Origin of the sequence: Dorea sp. AM10-31, from assembly GCF_003435815.1 — a bacterium.
Taxonomy (GTDB): Bacteria; Bacillota; Clostridia; order Lachnospirales; family Lachnospiraceae; genus Dorea_D; species Dorea_D hominis.
Window position 1 is genome coordinate 212,542 of sequence record NZ_QTUV01000001.1, and the last position, 18,278, is coordinate 230,819.

An 18,278-nucleotide genomic window follows, 5' to 3' on the forward strand; every position below is an offset into this window, starting at 1 on the left:
CTTATTTTCCTTTCATATTTCTCAATCTTATAAGTATCGTTCTAAAATTGTCTCTTGCAAATATAATATGAAAAATACAAATAAAAACTAAACTATAAGTTCCAACACAGATTGCGTAAAAAAGCCATGTAATAAGACTTGTTGGCGTAAACTTTATTAGCATTGGTGCCGTAACATATATTACTATAATCATTAAAATTGCAGTACAAATATTTAACAAAGTACTTTTTCTAGTCATATGTGTTACCATTTTGGGTATAAAAAAGTACAAATCAATACAACGATATAAATTAGATAAGCAGGAAGCTAACATGATTCCAGCTAATCCCCATTTTATTCCAAAGCAAATACCTCCTATCAATAAAATAGCTGCTTGAACCGTACTTTGAACTCTTGTTTCCTTATATAACCCCGCCGCTATCACCAACATTCCTTGAGGTGTTTTTAGATTGTATAAGATTCCATTAGCTACAAATAAAATAGCAAGTGTAAGATTTGTATATTGAATATCATCAACTCCACTTGTATAGGCCCCTACAAACGGTAGGATTGTAACTAATGTAATAGAATATATAACGCTAACCATAAAATAATAAAGATATTCGAAATCACTATATGCCTTTTGAAATGCTGTCTTATCTTTCTTAACAATTAATTCCCCAAAACCTGCTGAGACACCCGTAGAAAATACAGACATTACTCCATTAATCCCAGCCATCACCATATTATAAACTGAATAAACACTTACCATTTTAAGAGATGAAAAAATGGTTGTCATAACTGCTGGAGATGCATTTTGTACAGTTTGAACTATCTGTAAATATAACGCACTCCATCTCTTATCCATCGCACCATAATCAGGTTCCACGTCATAACATATAAAGTGGTAATTAGTTTTAACATACACATACAATATTAATGTTCTCACAAATATTGATAACAATGCAATAATTCTCAACAAGACAATATTAATATGCATTATTGATAAGGCCACGACAATGATAGTATTTAAAACTGTATACACAATCGAAGCCAATGAAATTACATATGTCCTTTGATCAGCAGTAAGCAATGCTCTGTATTTTGCCAAAGTAAAAAATTCTAACGAGCCATTAACTCCCAACACAAGAACTAAAGCGAAAATACTAGTTTGATCTAAAACAGTTGAATCTGTAATAAAAGGATAACATATAGCCAAGATTACAACCAAACCTACAAAAATGAATCCTGATTTCACATAAAAGTGCTTCGCAGCAACTATTATCCGGTTGATCCTATTGTAGTCTTTCTCTGCGATAGGTTTGTACAAAGAATAAACCGCTGCACTTGACAAACCAGCCTCTACTAGATTGAAGTAACTAATAAACTGTAGAATAGATGATATCAAGCCATTAATTTCAGATCCATATGCTGTCAACATAAATCTAGGCGTTATAAACCCTGCAATCATTGTTACGACCTGTAATAATGCTGTCGTAACCGAATTCAATATAAATTTTTTTGAGCGTCCCATATTTTACCTTGCCTTTATTCCTAACATTCCCATAATATAGTATATTTTTTGTTTAATTCCGTTTTCCCCAACTACTTTTAATTTGTTATAATAACCCTTTACTTCACTTTTCATTCCGTATTCATTTGCCAATCGGAGATAAAAACGATTAAAGTGTACAAATACTTTTCGAGTGTATATATTCTGATCATTGACATCACATATATTCTTTATAAGATCATATAATGTATTTTCATGTTCTTGAAATCTTCGGATTGTTTTTTCATAATTATTATTATCTTTATTAGAATGACTGTTTTTATGTAGAATATACTTATATAATGTTTTATCAATGTATCCAATTTTTTTTTCGTGATATGCTACTGGCAATAAAATCTGATAATTCTGCCCAATTCGGCTCTCATTTATATGTCTACTTGGCACATACTTAAAAAATATATCTGTTCTCATAATATAGATACCCGGACAAAATACAACATTTTTACTGAATAATAAATCTTCAAAAAAATTATCTTTTTCAGGTTTAATTCTTTGTAAACGCTTTATAACATTTCCACTCTCATCTACATAATCAGCCCAAGACATTGCCAATGGAATATCTGGATGTTGTTCCATGTATTTCACCTTTTCGCTAATATTGTTTCGATACAATTCGTCATCTGAATCTGGCCAAATAAAGTATTTTCCTTGAATATATGGAAAGCCCAAATTCATAGCCTTTGCTTGTCCACCATTCTCCTGCTTTAAATACACAAAACGAATGTTTCTTTCTTCGAATTTCTCCTTATACTTATAGACAATATTTTCAGTTCTATCAGTTGAGCCATCATTAATAAAAATCACTTCATAATTTTCATAATCCTGTTCCAAAATTGAGATAAAAAATGCATCTAAATATTTTTCAGAATTATATGACGGAGTAATAATACTCACTAACGGTTCCACTTTAACACCTCCACTCAAATCTAAAACTTCCATTTAATAGTTCTTTTACTGACCATATAAGAAGAATCCGCTACTTTTATATTTGAAACCAACAGAATAATAATAATCAAAACAATTAGCTGGCATGGATAATATAATGTATTTCCAGTAAAACTATAGACTCCAAACAAAATAATCCAATAAATCAAAAGTATATTCCAAAAAACGGGCTTTTCTTTAACTACAGATATTATCTTGAACAGCATCAAGATAATAAGTAATGTCATTAATAGAAAACCAACGATTCCGGTTTCTGCCAAAAGCTGAATATATACATTATGTGCCTGATAATTCCAACGTTCTCCATAATATCGAAATCCTCGATAAAAAGCATAATCATTAAACGATAAAAACCCTTTTCCAAACAATGGGTTTTGCCGAAACATTTCCATTGCATAATTCCAAAACACTTCTCTACCCGAAAGTACGTCTCCTTCACTATTCACAATGCGATCGATGATTAAAGACGCACCAGGAACCAGTACATATGCACCTATAATAAATATAGTAATTCCTAAACCAACACCTGCCAATTTTATAAATTTATTGTTTTTAGAAAAAAGTATAACATAAATCAGCAAAACTGCTATTGGTATAATAAAAAGCGTCCTTTTTCCCGTCATCATTAGAGCTACCATTACAATAAGACTCTGAATAATATATTTATATGATTTATGACAGATATATTCTGCAAAAATCATCCCTAGTCCTAGATTGCAGATAAATGCTGCATATGCCTTTTCAAAAGCGAGACCTGCGATTGCTCCGCCTGATGTAAGCGCACGCATAGTTTCATCTCCGAATGATACAAACCCAAACAATCTATGAAAAATATCCGGCGATGCTGCTTCTAAAAACATAGAAAAAATAAATATCCAAAATAGAACCCTGAAGATTTTCAATAAATAGCGATAAAATATTCCTGAAAATCTAAAAAGGACAATACTTATGCCCGAAATAAAGTATATACTATAATCTATAGATCCATCAGAGCTAGAAAACCAAATCCAACCAACAAATAGAATTGAAACAAATGCAACATATAGACCTATAAACTTATTCAATTTTACTGTATAATCTTTTTTTGAAATGAACAATCCAAAACACAAAACGATTATAAACAGCGATAGGTATTTTGTGTACATCATCAACTTGTTATTGGTAGAAAAAATAACCAGATTAATAAGTAAAGCAATTATTATTTCTAATGTTTTAGTACCAGTTAAATTAGAATGACCTTCCATCTTCATTCAAAACCCTCTCAAAATACTGATTTGTTTTTATATATTGTTTTCTGATCTGATCATCGGCAAAATTAAAATCTCTACTAACATTTAATCTACAATCCTCTAATGTTTTCACCTTACATTCATCTAACCCTGTTAAACATAACAAAGATTCGACTCTATCATTAGGCTTAAAATCTTTTTGTAATGCTTCCACATAAAAATCTTTATGAAAAATAACAGAGAAGGCTGTTCCATGGAATGAATTAGTCACAACATAGTCAGCATATTTTATATATCCCAAAAACTCTTCTACTGATGCCGAATACACTCCTTTTATATCCGGAGTTTTCATTTGATCTACTACATCAAAATTCAACGCCACAATTTTTCTGCCCGTTAATTTAGATAATTTTCTTGCAAAGTCAAAAATCAAATTCGAAGTATTCAATTTGTAAATTAATATATAATTCTTAAGTTTAGGTTTCTTTGCAAGTTTTTCCCATTCTTCTGCGGTCAATAAAAAGACTGGATCCACAGATAATTCCGAATCTTTTCCGGTTAGTTTTTTTACAATCTGTTGTCCTGCATTTTCACGGATAGATAATTCAGAAAAAGTTGATAGCAAACTTTTATAATCATTTACATAGCTGTCTGGAATCTCCTTCATACCAAACGAAGCAGCATAGGAAAGTTTGTTATCACAATTTTTTACAAATTGTAAAAAATATGTTTTATCGAAATCTGTACATGCAAAATTGAAAACCTGATCGCTTCCTGTTATAAACTTATCGTAGCGAAGATTCGCCTTATCTATATTAAACTTATCATAAACTTCTGTACTTATTCGGACATTTTGATCCAAAAATCTGTAAAATTCTCTTTTTTTCTTATATGTGTTTTTAAAATTCAACATTCCTCTAATAATCTGTTTTACAGACTTGTCCTTTATTGTGAATGTTTTATAAAAATTTTCCATATGTTCACATCGATAATCTATAACCTCTGCATCATAGTTAGAAACATTTAAAAATTTCTGTAATGCATATGTTTGCAAAACTGCCCCATAATTAATTGCTCTGTGAAACGTAATAATTCCTATTCTCATAAATATCCCTCTATAAATCAATTTATTTTAGATAGTATCTCAAAAACTCGTATCAATTTCCATTTAAGCGAATAATATACAACAATATTTTTCAAATTTGTCGGCTGATATAAGTCAATAACACTCATTATCTCCTGATCATTCAAAAGTATTCTATAAAAGTCTTTAGCATTTCTCGTTTTAGAAATCTTATTTATATTGAATCTCAAGGTAAAAAAAGTTCGATTAATTATTCTTCGTTTCAAATTATAGTCTTTCAAAACATCTCCAAACAGTATGCAAACTTCATTATATAAATTTACAATTCTTTTTAAGACGGATACATCAATTCGATGCGTAAACGAAGTGTCATTAACACGGTATAAATATACAGCTTCAGTGCAAAAGGCTATTTTTTTAGCATGTGTCATAAACATCAGCTTAAATAACAAATCTTCAGAATAAACATCTCGTTCGGAAAAAAATTGTATACCCTCATTTTCAATTATATCTCTTTTGAAAATGCTATCCCATACCGCAATACATCCAGAGTATCCATCTTTCTCTTCGTAAGAAATCATATCAGCCATTGCAGCCTTAATTTCTTTGCAGCCAATTAAAACTTTATCATTTAGTGGATGTTCCTTTATGATCTTTCCATCATGCATATCAACTATTCTACAAGAAACCATATCTGCATTTGTTTCAATCGCTCTTTGATACAGTTTTTCAAGCATATTCTCCTTATACTGATCATCCGAATCTAAGAATGCAATATATTCACCTGTAGATTTTTTTATACCAAAATTTCTTTCTAAACCTTGCCCCACATTTTTATTAGTATATAATTGAATCCTATTATCTCTTTTTTTATATTTTTCACATATCAGAAAAGAATTATCTGTTGAACCATCATCGATTAATAATAGTTCAATATCTCGCAACGTTTGATTCAATACGGACTCAATACATTGCTCCAGATAAAGTTCCGCATTATATATTGGTACAATTACACTAATTTTTGGTCTCATTCATCATTCTCCATACACTATCACAAATTCTAGTTTCTTTTAATGTCATCATATTCTTCTTTTTAATTTGATTCTGGTATCAAATAATTATTTTATATTCTTCTCGTCACTTGATGTAATTAAATAATCATAAAAGTTATGTCCGTGTTTAATATCAGCATCTAATTTATATGTCAACTTATGAATACCTGTAAGTTTTTTGATCCAATTCCATTTCTCTTCTGAATAATCATCAGCTAAAACCTTAATAAGATACTCGCTATAATCACTGTTCATATATGGAATTGCTTTCTCAACTTCCGGATTGCTTTTTACCACCAAAGTGATAATCAAATTTGGCGGCAGATACTCAATTACATGTTCGTTTTTGAGCCAATATGCGAAAGCAACATTTCTTATTTCTCGAATTGTTTTGTTTCCTTTTTTTGCATGAAGAAACCATGCAGGATATAGCACAGGATTATCTATCAACAGCAGTGAATTTCGTACTGCAAAAAAATCGCTATTTAAAATCATATCTGGAATAGGATCTGTAAGATATACCGTTGAATCAATCCATGTTCCACCATAATGTTCCAGTAATGCAAATCTCATCAGATCCGCATACCCCGCCATCGGAATCTGTCCAGCATCCTTTTTCTTTTCAATGTAATCTGGCAATCGAATGTAATTTGCAAGATTTTGATCATTCAGCAAAATGATTTTTGAATTGGAATGTTTACATACAGATTCATAGCACTTCTGAACAATGATCGGTGCCTGTTCAATACCTTTGTTCCAATAAATCCAGATCGGATTCTCTACATCATTTTGGGGAAAGCTAAGCCCCTCAACATCTGTGTCTTTATACTTTAAATATGGTTTTATCTTGGTAGAAGCTCGTTCCTGCCACAATACCTTCCGCACCTCATAATCCTTGACAAGATGCAATTTGATAAACATAAATGCCCCTCGTTTGACGGCATTCACAATTCCATATCTTTGAATAAAGCCTTTCATGCCAATATTTTGATAGTAGTCATTCAGCATAATAATTTAATTGTCTCCCTTTATCTTGCAGAAACTACTATTCAAAAGGCTCATAGATTCCGCACCAGATAATGGTAAACTGTTTCCTCCTTATCAATTGATGGTTCTAATTTATAGGTTAGTTTATGTATCCCAGTAAGCCGCTTAATCCAATTAAATTTTTCCTCTGTAAACCTATCTCCTAATACTCTAACCAGATATTCGCTGTAGTCACTATTCAAATAAGGCATCTTTTTCTCAACCTCTGGTGATGACCTCATTATTTGTGTGATTACAATATTTGAAAACAGATATTCTGGTACATGATTATTTCGTTTCCAGTAGGCAAACAGAACATTACGAATCTCACAAATCGTTCTATTATGTTGCTTGGCGTGGATGAACCAGACCGGATACAATACGGGATTATCAATTTCGCCGAGTGAATTGTGAAACACAAAAAAATCACTATTTAATATTTCCTGTGGGATTTCATCTGTTAGCAGTATTGTTGCATCCATCCATGTCCCACCATAATGCTCCAATAATGCTACACGCATTAAATCTGTATAAATCGCTAATGGAAGGACTCCGCTTTTTAATTTCTCATTCAGATAATCCGGCATATTTATATAGTTCTGCACATTGTTTTCTGTAAGCAAAACAACTTGTCTGCCGGCATATTTTTTTACAGATTGATAGCACGTCCTTACTATCTCAGGTGCCTGCTCCAACCCTGTATTCCAGAATAACCAAATAGGTTCATCTACTTGTGTTTCTGGGAACGTAAGCTTTTCAGGAGCAATATCTCTGAACTTCAGATATTTTTTACAAACCGCTGTGCCACCCCCCGATTGCCAAAGCAGTTTTCTCAGCTCATAATCTTTGACAATATGAAGCTGGTTACGAAGAAATTTGTTCCGCATTCTTTTCTCCTCGATATATTTTCATCAGTTTTATATAGTAGCTCTCTGTCGTTTCATAATTCACCTGACTACAATTCTTTGTATATCTTTCCAATACATCTTGTGTTCGAAGAACTTTCTTTATCGCCTTCATAAGTTCTTCCACATTACCTGCTTCAAACAATTCTCCGGTTTCACCAGGCTCAATTAATTCGGGGATACCTCCCATTTTAGATCCAACAACAGGCGTACCCAAAAGTACCGACTCCATAACAGAGTACGGGCAGTTTTCATACCATTCAGACGGGCAAACACTGATTGCTGCCTCAGCAATAATGCGATAGAGTTCTTCTCCAGTCTTAAATCCCAGATACTTCACATTGGGAATATCCTTCATTTTATCAACCGACGGGCCATAGCCAATAAACACAAATTCTGTATTTGGCATCTTCTTGGCTACTTCAAGCAACGTATCTGTTCCTTTGTCTCGCGACAGATGTCCAAACTCTAATACATAACCCTTTTTTTGAATGTTATCCAAGTGCGGCATCTCTTTTTTGAAATTATGCAACCCGATGGTTTTATCACGGAATCTTTTCTGCGTGTCCAACTTTGATTTAAGAAAATAACTACAGCAAATATAGACATCCACATATGAGTATGCTTTACTATATTTCCACATATATCCATCCAGTGTTCCAAGAAGACTTTTTGCTCTGGAATTTTTCAAGCATTTAGTTTGAAGGCAATGAATATAATGACCATCCAAGCATCGTTCACACGGCTTCATGTTCACATCGAACATTCCATGGCTGGGACAAACAAGCTGATAGTCATGTGTCGTGTAAACAATCTTACATTCTTTTTTTGTTTCTTTACGCCATTTGTTAATTTCCAAAATAATAGAAGGGGTCAGATGATACTGTATATTATTGAGATGTACTACATCTGGCTGAAAATCATCTAAAACCGCACGAATTTTTTTACGCGCTTCTCTTGAGTAGATAATACGAAAAGGTGCATTTAAATTTGCCTTTATTCCTTGAGAGAAATCCATATTCGTCACATATGATCCTACTCGATTTCCTACTATATTTTTTTCATTTTCAAGACCAAAGTACTGGACTTCATGCCCATGTTCTTCTAACATTTTTCCCACATCGAATGTATACGTTTCCGCTCCACCCTTGGGAAATATAAATTTATTTACAAGTAAAATCCGCATATTTTAATTTCCTTTTCTGTGAGTTTGCTTTATTTCGTATTTCCTGTCCAGATAAAACAATAGCAGAGATGTTTATCAATAAAATTATTCTTCATCATTTCCTATATAACTTCATCGTTTCCTTTACGACATCATCCCAGTTATATTTCTCGCAGATAAAGTCAGCTGCCTGATTCTTCATTTTCATAACCATTTCTGGATGGTCACAAGCATCTTGCAGTTTTTCTTGCAAGTCCTCTACATTCGACTTTTTGAAAATCAACGCCTTATCTTCCACGACCTCTGCACACTCTGGAATGTCGGAAACCAAACAGCAATTTCCATAACTCATTGCCTCTAATAAACTAAGTGGCATTCCTTCCAGATCACTCGGCAAAGTATATACATAAGCATTACTATAAAGTTCATCTAATTCTTTTCCTTGAACAAACCCAGTAAAAATAATTCTTGAATCATCCCTTGCCAGTTCTTTTAATTCTTTTGTAAATTCATCTGTATCTGAACTTCCACCAGCAATAACCAGTTTTTTCTCAGTATCTACCTGCTTAAAGGCTTTTATCAAATATCTAAGCCCTTTTTCTGGAACCAGTCTGCCCAAAAAGAGGATGTAGCTATCTTTTTCTAAACCAAATTTATTCTTAATAATTTCAGCATTTCGGATGATTGGTCTGTTTACACCATTAGGTATAAAACGTGTTTCTCTCCCATATGTATCAAGGAAATATTCCTGAACCCCTTCACTTAACACAATAATTTCGTCAGCAAATTTAACCGCACATTTTTCTCCCAACATAATATATGTACTGGCTAATTTACCCCATTTTGCTCTCTGATGATCTAATCCATGCACCGTAGCTATACATCGCTTTCCGAATAATTTGGGCAACCATAACATTGCACACGGCCCTTCTGCATGAAAATGTACCACATCATATTTTCCAAATGCTGCTGCCACCGCTGCAAAAAAGGAAGCACTCATTGCTGCTAATCCTTTTTTATCTATTGTCGGTACATATTTCATTCGGATTCCTTTATATTCTTTTAACTTCTTTCCATCAAATTCTTTACCACTTACATGATGTCCGCTACGGTTATATACTGTTATTTTATGTCCCAGTTTTGCCATACGAACTGTTAATTCTTCAACTACAATTTCAATTCCACCTTGGCGACTCGGAATTGTCTTATGTCCAAGAACTGCAATTTTAAGTGGAGAATTATTAGTTTTCCTTTTATTCATAACTTCCTCTTTTAAATGCAATCTTTATATTTATCCTTTTGCAGCTTATTCCCTCTATAAAATAAGCTGCTTGTAGGATTTACATTGATCCATCTTTCTTAAAGACTACCAATATCGTTTTAAACAATATTTTTATATCAAGCCCAATATTCCAGTTTGTGATATACTCTTTATCAAGACGAACTACTTCTTCAAAATCGGTAATGTCGCTACGTCCGCTGACCTGCCACATGCCAGTGATTCCAGGCTTAATTGCCAATCTTGCACGATGGTGAAGCTCATACAGATTCGTTTCTGAAATAAGGGGTGGGCGAGTACCTATAATCGACATATCGCCACGTAATACGTTAAAGAATTGCGGAAATTCATCTAAACTTGTTCGTCTGATAAAATCACCGATTCCTGTCTTATGTGTCCCATCTGGAAGTATCTTATTTCCGATAACACGAGGATCAAAGTCCAGTTTAAACATCTTTCCATCTCCAAGTTTGTTATCTTTCATCAGCTCTGCTTTCCGCTCTTCTGCATCCATATACATACTACGGAATTTGTACATCTTAAACTTCTTACCATTTTTCCCTACTCGTTCCTGTGAGAAGAAAATTGGTCCCGGTGACTGCATATAAATTATCGGGGCTACAAACAAGAAAATAACACCTGTCAGTATACACCCTGCTAATCCCCCCGCAATATCCATACAGCGTTTTGCGCAAAGCTGTTTTGCAGATGAATAATTTAAGCTTGTCGTAAGTACTGTATAATCTCCAATTTTCTCGATAAATTGTCTTTTACCAGGTTCATTGGTGATTTTAGCAAGGTTCAGATGAATTGTTACTCCTGTCTCTCCCAGTTCTTCCATCAGCTCTTTAGGGTAATCATAATTTGGCGACAGAACAACGAATACTTCGTCAATCCATTCTTTACATACATATTCTGGTGCTGTACTCCTATTTGCTACCACAGTAACACCACCAAAAGAGCTCCCAACCATATTCTCATCTATAATCGCTAATCCTGCAATGTGAAACCTTGCATAATTATGTTTTTCCATGTTCGAAACAACTTTTTCCGCAGCTTCTTTTGTTGTAATAATCAGCAGTGAACGATTATCGCTGTCTTTCATTTTTTTATACAATGCATATTTACGGATTTCTCTGACTATGTATGTCAGGAAAAAATAAAGGATCATATTAAGAATCAGTGCAAGTCGTGAATACTTCTGTCCTTGTTGCAATAAAAATAGATACGATATCGCTACTGCACCTAACATAATTGTATTCTGGAACGTTGCCAGAAACTCTCTGTAATGTCCTCTTTTCAATACACTTTTTAGAGTTCCGCACGCAAAAAGCACAACTATATCTGCAAACTCAATAAATATTGCCATGTTTCGATAAATCAAAAGATTATATGGGTAGAATCCATACCCACTTATTCCATACGCCAACACAAATGCAACTTGCAGGCAAAGCAAATCCAACACTAAAAAGTCAAAATGCTTCAGCCAACCCTCACTATCTTTCCTGTACATAACTCATTCCTCTTACTTATTTCTTTATTTCTTTTTCCTTAATTATAAATAACTCTATTTTCCTAAAGAGTCCATCCGCGTATATGTAGTTTTGGTCTTGCCTATATCATTTCTTTGATGTATGGGGTAAACTAGTATTTCTTACGATGTAGCTTAAGACTTGTGTTAATATAACTCATACCGACATTGTCGTTTAGATTGTACTCTATTTTCTTCAAAATAGCAACTAATACATAAAGGTCCCCCCATGTCTGACAGAACACTTTGTTTTATTATTAACGGTATCATCCGGGCGTAAATGCCTGATTACCTGCATCCCCGGGTAAAAATCCCCCCCCCGCATTTTTCTTGCAACTTAGCGAGGAGGGCTTATATTTCAGTCTACTTTTCGATACCTTCGTTATGCATTAGCCTTACAGTTTATGCATGATAGCACTTTACTGTATGATAGTCAACTGTCGTATTCTTTTTTATTCATTGATTTAACCTATATATCATATAGATTTTATATATTATTTGCACAGTTCTTCTGCCATTGCTTCAATCTGTGCTTCGTTCTCTTCGCTCATGGAAGACATGATGCTGACAGTTGTGTCAACCCATGTTAAGTCCTTGCTCTTCTCGAAAAGTCCGCGGATTACTTTACCTGCTGTAATCGCCCAGGAACCATTTTCAATAATACCCATCGTACGGTTCTGGTAGCCGCGCTCGGTCAGGGCTTCGATAAATGTTCTCATGAACGGGAAGATATCTCCATTGTATGTTGTAGTTGCAAGCACTAATTTACCATGACGGAATGCGTCTTCGACTGCCTCTGCCATGTCTTCTCTTGCCAGATCGCAGAGTACGACTTTCGGGCAGCCTTTGGCTTCCAGTGCAGACGCGAGTGTCTCGGCTGCTTTCTTTGTGTTTCCATATACGGATGTGTATGCGATCATGACACCTTCGGTCTCTACACCGTAAGAAGACCATGTCTTGTACTGTCCGATGTAATGCTCCAGATTCTCTTTAAGGATCGGACCGTGCAGTGCACAGATTGTCTGAATATCCAGACCTTCGGCTGCTTTTAAGAGATTCTCTGCCTGCTTGCCGTATTTACCAACGATTCCGAAATAATAGCGGCGAGCTTCACAGTCCCAATCTTCTTCTACGTCCAGGGCGCCGAATTTACCAAATGCGTCTGCGGAAAAGAGGACTTTATCTGTACTGTCATATGTGACCATAACTTCCGGCCAATGTACCATCGGTGCGAAGACAAATGTCAGCTCATGTTTACCGAGTGACAGTGTCTCCTGATTCTTGACTTCAACTTTCTTGTCTCCAAGGTTCATTCCGCGGAAGAAGTTGCTCATCATCTGGAATGCTTTGGCATTTGCTACGACTTTGGCTTCTGGATATTTCTCAATGAATTTTGCGATATTCGCGGAGTGATCCGGCTCCATGTGCTGCACGATCAGGTAATCCGGTGCCGCACCGCCCAGTGCTGTGTCGATGTTGCCAAGCCATTCTTCTGCAAAGTTAGCGTCTACGGTGTCCATGACAGCTGTTTTCTCGTCTTTGATCACGTATGAGTTGTATGCCATGCCGTTTGGCACGATGTATTGACCCTCGAACAGGTCGATGTCGTGGTCGTTCACTCCCACGTAGATAATATCGTCTGTGATTTTCATTGCTAAGATCTCCCTTCTGGTGATTTACTTTGTTTACTCTTTTTTACTCTGTTGGTAGTATAACGCATTCGGAGTGGAGTGGCAATAGGGAAGTGAGATGTATAAAGAGCAGGATTGCCATTCAGTGGCTTTCCTGCTCTTCGTTATTTCTCTCCCATATATGCATCTGCGATTTTCTTTGATACTTTCTTCCGGATTGCTTCGCGCACGCCTGCGCTTGCCTGCTTCATCTCTGTTCTTGTCATTTCATCCAGTGTGAGTATCTGGGTCCCGCTTTTTTGGATTTCTTCTATCTTTTCTTCGTTCCGATCATCGGCTGCTGCCTCTATAGGGGATGCCACACCGGTATAAATACATCCGAGGATAATAACCGGACTTAGCATCGCCAGTGCACTGTCTGCGAGCACGCGTTTGAAGCCTCTGCTTTTCAGTTCTCCGATCACTTTCTCTTTTTTCCCCAGATCTTCCCCATGTCTTTTACAATAAAAATAAGCATAAAGTCAGTTCTATTACAGACTCTTGTGCAGTAACTCCAGTACAGTCTTCAGGTCTTCTACTCCCATCTGTCCCGGTGCGGATGCTTTTCCTGCTGCACCGAATGTCAGTGCTGAACCGAACACTTCACCGCAGAGACGGCTGATTACGCCAGTTCCTGCCATAGACATGGTGATGATCGGACGATCTGCATGCTCTTCTGACATTTCTCTTGTTGCTGATAACAGTGTCAGTACATCTTTTTTATTCTGTGGCATCACTGCAATCTTCGGAATATCTGCCCCCAGTTCCTGCATTTTGCAGAGACGGGATACAATCTCTTCCTGCGCCGGTGTCTTGTGGAAGTCATGATTGGATGCAACTACTTTCACACCTGTGGCATGCGCAGTTTCGATGATCTGTTTTACAGCCGTCTCTCCGGTAAATGCTTCTACATCTACAAGATCTACCTGTCCGCTCTTTGCTGCTCTTTCATTTAACGCCACGTAAACATCTGTCTCAATTGCTTTTTCTCCACCTTCTTTTGCGGTACGGAAGGTAAATAACAGTGCAGTCTCTCCGATTACATTTCTCAATTCTTTTGCAGTCTCTTCTACCTGGTCGAAATCGAAGACATTTTCATACCAGTCTACACGCCACTCGATGACGTCTGCTCCGATTGTGCAAATATTTTTTCCTGCTTCCAGGATCTCTTCTTTTGTTACTCCGACGATTGGAACACAGATCTTCGGTGTTCCTTCGCCAATGGTTATATTTCTTACTTTTACTGGATTCATGTATTTTGTTCCTCCTGTTTTCCGATAACTGCTGCTTCTTTCGTGTACACATTACCTGTTTTATTTTTCAGTACGTGCTAATAGTTTACCATATCTCAGATTGACAAACAAAGCCAAAACCACACCGCTCACAGTGATTACAACATTCATTAAAATAACGGCTGTCGCGCTCATTTTCGCAGCGGCACTTAAGATCGTGTAGTTACAGAGGCTGGATGCGATCATGACAAGGCTGGTGATCGTTCTTTTAATAAGAAGGAAGCCGTCTGCACAATCCCTCGAGACTGCAGGTGGCTTTCCTGCTTTTGCATTTTGTTCTGATTGATTGGTCTTTTTTTCACACATCTCTTTACCTTCCTTTCTATTCGTGTTATATTCAATGTTGATTAATCAACATTGAGGTGTTTTTATGGATGATCGTTTTGAAAAATTAACAACAAATGTTGCGCAGATTCATAAGAGTATTCAGAAAATCAAGAAGATTTATATGCAGTCACAGGGACTTAAGAGTACTCATGTCATGTGTCTTTACTATCTGTCTGATCATCCGGACGGCTTAACTGCTGCCGGATTATGTGAACTATGCAAAGAGGATAAAGCCGGTATTTCCCGCATCTTAAATGATCTGGAGAACCGGAACTTCATTGCTTATGAAGCGACCGGAGCAGCGCACCGATACCGTTCCCGTGCCCATCTGACAGATGTCGGAATGGCATGTGCCAGAGAAATGCGCTCCTTTATTTCCCATGCGTTAGAAGAAGCAAGCAAAGATATTGCCGAACCGCAGCGGAAGATTTTTTATAAGACATTATTTACCATAGCTGATAACCTGGAGCATTTAAGTAAGGAACTCTGTAAATAAGAATCATTTTTATTAAGCAAAAGCTTTCCAGAAAGCAAACTGCAGCTGGAATACTATTTTTTAAGAAAGGATACACTCATGCATACTTTAAGAAAAATTTACTGCCGTACATTTCAAACGGTATTTAAGATTGCACTTCCCTTTCTCCCGTACCGCACGCCGGAGATTATCCCAAGTGTGAAGAAACTCCCGGAGATCATCCGGGCAAATGGCTCTTCCCGCGTCCTCATTATTACGGATGCCGGGATCCGCTCTCTCGGATTGACGAAAAGATTGGAAAATGCCTTAACAGCGGCAGATATTCCATACACAATCTACGACAAAACAGTTGCCAATCCAACAACAACCAACGTACAGGAAGCACTGGTTCTCTACAAAAAGAATAACTGTGATGCCCTGATCGGATTTGGCGGTGGCTCCAGTATGGACTGCGCCAAAGCTGTCGGTGCCCGCATTGCAAAGCCGAAGCAGTCACTTGCGAAGATGAAGGGAATCCTGAAAGTACATAAGAAACTTCCACTCTTGATTGCTGTTCCAACAACAGCCGGAACCGGAAGTGAGACAACGCTTGCCGCTGTCATTGTAGATGCACAGACTCGTTACAAATATGCGATCAACGATTTTCCTCTGATTCCTCGCTATGCGGTTCTTGATCCGAAAGTCACCTTGAGTCTTCCGCCATTTATCACTGCAACAACCGGTATGGATGCGCTGACACACGCGGTTGAAGCATTTATCGGAAACTCAACTACTTACGCGACACGGAAAGATGCGCTTATGGCTGTACAGCTTATTTTTGAAAATCTGGATACAGCTTACCACGATGGTAAGAATGTAAATGCAAGAAGAAATATGCTTCACGCCTCTTACTATGCCGGCTGTGCATTTACCAAATCCTACGTCGGTTACGTTCATGCAGTCGCTCACTCGCTGGGTGGTCAGTATAATGTGCCGCATGGACTTGCCAATGCGATCCTGCTTCCTCATGTTCTGGAAGAATACGGAGAATCCATTCACAAAAAACTGAAAAAACTTGCCATTGCAGCCGGTATTGCAACAAAAGAGACTCCTGCCCCGCAGGCTGCTGCTGCATTTATTGATGCGATCAAAGAAATGAAACGGACTTTTGGAATCGGCAATACAGTTGCCGAAATTCAGGAAACAGATATTCCAAAACTTACCCACTATGCGGACAAAGAGGCGAATCCGCTCTATCCCGTTCCGGTCCTGATGAATGCAAAAGAACTGGAAAAATTCTATTATATGCTCATGCCAGAGGAGGACTGAAATTATGACTGAAACACAGATTCATGAAATTGTTACTGCGCAGCGGGAGTATTTTTACACCGGCGCAACTTTAGATATTGATTTTCGCATCAACGCACTGAAGAAATTAAAAGCTTATGTGCAGTCTCACGAATCTGAGATTGCAAAAGCGATCGCACTTGATCTTGGGAAAAGTTCTTTTGAAAGTTATATGTGCGAAACCGGTATGGTTTTAAGCGAGCTTACACACATGTTGAAACACACACGCTCTTACGCGAAAGAAAAGCGTGTTCTGACTCCACTCGCACAGTTCCATTCCAGAAGCTACAAGAAGCCATCCCCTTACGGTGTGACTCTCATCATGAGCCCATGGAACTACCCATTCATGCTCACGATCGAGCCTCTGATAGACGCTATTGCAGCTGGTAATACTGCCGTTTTAAAACCAAGTGCTTACTCACCGCATACAAGCGAACTCATTAAAAAAATGGTTGCTAACTGCTTTGATCCGCAGTTTGTGACTGTCGTAACCGGTGGCCGTGCGGAAAACACCTGTCTTCTTGGCGAACATTTTGACTATATTTTCTTCACCGGAAGTCAGGCTGTTGGGAAAGAAGTTATGCGCCAGGCATCTGCAAACCTGACTCCGGTCACACTGGAGCTCGGTGGCAAAAGTCCATGTATTGTTGAAAAAAGTGCAAACCTGAAACTTGCTGCAAAGCGAATTGTCTTCGGAAAGTTCTTAAATTGCGGACAGACCTGTGTTGCTCCGGATTATATTTACTGTGACCGCTCCATCAAGATCGACTTGATCCACGAGATCAAAAAACAAATGCAAAAACAATACAAATCAGATCCTCTTTCCAATAAAAATTATGGAAAGATTATTAATGAGAAACATTTTGACCGTATTCTTGGGCTGATTGAACAGAATAAAGTCGTATATGGCGGGCAGAACGACCGCAGTCGTTTAAAGATTGCACCAACACTTATGGATAATGTTACTTTTGATGATGCAGTCATGTCAGAAGAAATCTTCGGACCGGTACTGCCGATCCTGACTTACGACAACCTTGATATGGTTATCGAAAAAATAAATTCCATGCCTCACCCGCTGGCTCTTTATCTGTTTACATCTGATAAAGCCATCGCAAAAAAAGTGACTTCCCACTGCGGTTTCGGCGGCGGCTGTATTAACGACACGATCATCCACCTTGCCACAAGCAATATGGGATTTGGTGGCTTCGGTGAGAGCGGCATGGGTTCCTATCATGGATTAGATGGATTCCGCACTTTCTCGCATTACAAGAGTATTGTTGATAAGAAAACCTGGTTGGATCTTCCAATGCGCTACCAGCCTTACCGCAAGATCCACGACAAGCTGATCCATATGTTCCTGCGGTAAGTGTTTCCTCCATTTGCAAAATTAATATCTGCATTGTATAATGTGAACACACTC

The 18,278-nt window shown here is 37.0% G+C and carries 15 protein-coding genes and 2 pseudogenes; 3 read left to right on the plus strand and 14 right to left on the minus strand.

Going from position 1 to position 18,278, the window contains the following annotated elements; all coding sequences use genetic code 11:
* Window position 1 precedes the first annotated feature (1 nt).
* From DW125_RS00995 to DW125_RS01060, 14 genes and pseudogenes are all read right to left on the minus strand, one after another.
* Entirely contained in the window at window positions 2-1,513 is a 1,512-nt protein-coding gene (locus tag DW125_RS00995) for a lipopolysaccharide biosynthesis protein (RefSeq protein WP_117536844.1), read from the minus strand.
* 3 nt (window positions 1,514-1,516) lie between these two features.
* Window positions 1,517-2,491, minus strand: a complete 975-nt coding sequence (locus DW125_RS01000) for a glycosyltransferase family A protein (protein ID WP_242992878.1) — start codon at window positions 2,489-2,491, stop codon at window positions 1,517-1,519.
* Complete coding sequence (locus DW125_RS01005) at window positions 2,479-3,747, minus strand: O-antigen ligase family protein (protein ID WP_117536845.1); 1,269 nt, start codon at window positions 3,745-3,747, stop codon at window positions 2,479-2,481. The genes DW125_RS01000 and DW125_RS01005 overlap by 13 nt, the downstream gene beginning before the upstream one ends.
* Window positions 3,725-4,831, minus strand: a complete 1,107-nt coding sequence (locus tag DW125_RS01010; protein ID WP_117536846.1) for a polysaccharide pyruvyl transferase family protein — start codon at window positions 4,829-4,831, stop codon at window positions 3,725-3,727. Before DW125_RS01010 ends, DW125_RS01005 begins: the two co-directional genes overlap by 23 nt.
* A 17-nt stretch (window positions 4,832-4,848) precedes the next feature.
* Window positions 4,849-5,841, minus strand: coding sequence for a glycosyltransferase family 2 protein (locus DW125_RS01015; RefSeq protein ID WP_117536847.1), 993 nt, complete (start codon window positions 5,839-5,841; stop codon window positions 4,849-4,851).
* An 87-nt stretch (window positions 5,842-5,928) separates the two neighbouring features.
* Window positions 5,929-6,870, minus strand: a complete 942-nt coding sequence (locus DW125_RS01020) for a capsular polysaccharide synthesis protein (protein WP_117536848.1) — start codon at window positions 6,868-6,870, stop codon at window positions 5,929-5,931.
* A 50-nt stretch (window positions 6,871-6,920) separates the two neighbouring features.
* Window positions 6,921-7,775, minus strand: a complete 855-nt coding sequence (locus DW125_RS01025; RefSeq protein ID WP_117536849.1) for a capsular polysaccharide synthesis protein — start codon at window positions 7,773-7,775, stop codon at window positions 6,921-6,923.
* Window positions 7,753-8,979 carry a glycosyltransferase gene (locus DW125_RS01030; RefSeq protein ID WP_117536850.1) on the minus strand — a complete coding sequence of 409 codons (1,227 nt, stop codon included), beginning with the start codon at window positions 8,977-8,979 and terminating at the stop codon, window positions 7,753-7,755. Before DW125_RS01030 ends, DW125_RS01025 begins: the two co-directional genes overlap by 23 nt.
* 94 nt (window positions 8,980-9,073) lie before the next feature.
* Entirely contained in the window at window positions 9,074-10,219 is a 1,146-nt protein-coding gene (locus DW125_RS01035; RefSeq protein WP_117536851.1) for a glycosyltransferase family 4 protein, read from the minus strand.
* Between the two features lie 79 nt (window positions 10,220-10,298).
* Window positions 10,299-11,750 carry a sugar transferase gene (locus tag DW125_RS01040; protein WP_117536852.1) on the minus strand — a complete coding sequence of 484 codons (1,452 nt, stop codon included), beginning with the start codon at window positions 11,748-11,750 and terminating at the stop codon, window positions 10,299-10,301.
* A gap of 512 nt (window positions 11,751-12,262) precedes the next feature.
* Entirely contained in the window at window positions 12,263-13,420 is a 1,158-nt protein-coding gene (locus DW125_RS01045) for an FprA family A-type flavoprotein (RefSeq protein ID WP_117536853.1), read from the minus strand.
* A gap of 317 nt (window positions 13,421-13,737) precedes the next feature.
* A pseudogene (locus DW125_RS14550) lies at window positions 13,738-13,920 on the minus strand (TRAP transporter large permease); the annotation flags it as partial.
* 9 nt (window positions 13,921-13,929) lie between these two features.
* Window positions 13,930-14,691 (minus strand): type I 3-dehydroquinate dehydratase, encoded by a 762-nt coding sequence (aroD, locus tag DW125_RS01055; protein WP_117536855.1) that lies wholly within the window; start codon window positions 14,689-14,691, stop codon window positions 13,930-13,932.
* Window positions 14,692-14,751: 60 nt separating this feature from the next.
* Window positions 14,752-14,952 (minus strand): annotated as a pseudogene (locus tag DW125_RS01060) (MFS transporter); the annotation flags it as partial.
* A 148-nt stretch (window positions 14,953-15,100) separates the two neighbouring features.
* Here DW125_RS01060 and DW125_RS01065 point away from each other — a divergent pair.
* From DW125_RS01065 to DW125_RS01075, 3 genes are all read left to right on the plus strand, one after another.
* Entirely contained in the window at window positions 15,101-15,553 is a 453-nt protein-coding gene (locus tag DW125_RS01065) for a MarR family winged helix-turn-helix transcriptional regulator (RefSeq protein WP_117536856.1), read from the plus strand.
* 78 nt (window positions 15,554-15,631) lie between these two features.
* Complete coding sequence (locus DW125_RS01070) at window positions 15,632-16,840, plus strand: iron-containing alcohol dehydrogenase (RefSeq protein WP_117536857.1); 1,209 nt, start codon at window positions 15,632-15,634, stop codon at window positions 16,838-16,840.
* 4 nt (window positions 16,841-16,844) lie between these two features.
* Window positions 16,845-18,224 carry an aldehyde dehydrogenase gene (locus DW125_RS01075; protein ID WP_117536858.1) on the plus strand — a complete coding sequence of 460 codons (1,380 nt, stop codon included), beginning with the start codon at window positions 16,845-16,847 and terminating at the stop codon, window positions 18,222-18,224.
* The last annotated feature ends 54 nt before the right edge of the window (window positions 18,225-18,278 follow it).

Bases quoted from the DNA above. Each gene is read 5' to 3' on its own strand.
- aroD (WP_117536855.1), bottom strand. From the start codon at position 14,691: ATGAATCCAGTAAAAGTAAGAAATATAACCATTGGCGAAGGAACACCG.
- DW125_RS00995 (WP_117536844.1), bottom strand. From the start codon at position 1,513: ATGGGACGCTCAAAAAAATTTATATTGAATTCGGTTACGACAGCATTA.
- DW125_RS01045 (WP_117536853.1), bottom strand. From the start codon at position 13,420: ATGAAAATCACAGACGATATTATCTACGTGGGAGTGAACGACCACGAC.
- DW125_RS01065 (WP_117536856.1), top strand. From the start codon at position 15,101: ATGGATGATCGTTTTGAAAAATTAACAACAAATGTTGCGCAGATTCAT.
- DW125_RS01020 (WP_117536848.1), bottom strand. From the start codon at position 6,870: ATGCTGAATGACTACTATCAAAATATTGGCATGAAAGGCTTTATTCAA.
- DW125_RS01015 (WP_117536847.1), bottom strand. From the start codon at position 5,841: ATGAGACCAAAAATTAGTGTAATTGTACCAATATATAATGCGGAACTT.
- DW125_RS01005 (WP_117536845.1), bottom strand. From the start codon at position 3,747: ATGAAGATGGAAGGTCATTCTAATTTAACTGGTACTAAAACATTAGAA.
- DW125_RS01030 (WP_117536850.1), bottom strand. From the start codon at position 8,979: ATGCGGATTTTACTTGTAAATAAATTTATATTTCCCAAGGGTGGAGCG.
- DW125_RS01025 (WP_117536849.1), bottom strand. From the start codon at position 7,775: ATGCGGAACAAATTTCTTCGTAACCAGCTTCATATTGTCAAAGATTAT.
- DW125_RS01035 (WP_117536851.1), bottom strand. From the start codon at position 10,219: ATGAATAAAAGGAAAACTAATAATTCTCCACTTAAAATTGCAGTTCTT.
- DW125_RS01040 (WP_117536852.1), bottom strand. From the start codon at position 11,750: ATGTACAGGAAAGATAGTGAGGGTTGGCTGAAGCATTTTGACTTTTTA.
- DW125_RS01010 (WP_117536846.1), bottom strand. From the start codon at position 4,831: ATGAGAATAGGAATTATTACGTTTCACAGAGCAATTAATTATGGGGCA.
- DW125_RS01070 (WP_117536857.1), top strand. From the start codon at position 15,632: ATGCATACTTTAAGAAAAATTTACTGCCGTACATTTCAAACGGTATTT.
- DW125_RS01075 (WP_117536858.1), top strand. From the start codon at position 16,845: ATGACTGAAACACAGATTCATGAAATTGTTACTGCGCAGCGGGAGTAT.
- DW125_RS01000 (WP_242992878.1), bottom strand. From the start codon at position 2,491: ATGGAAGTTTTAGATTTGAGTGGAGGTGTTAAAGTGGAACCGTTAGTG.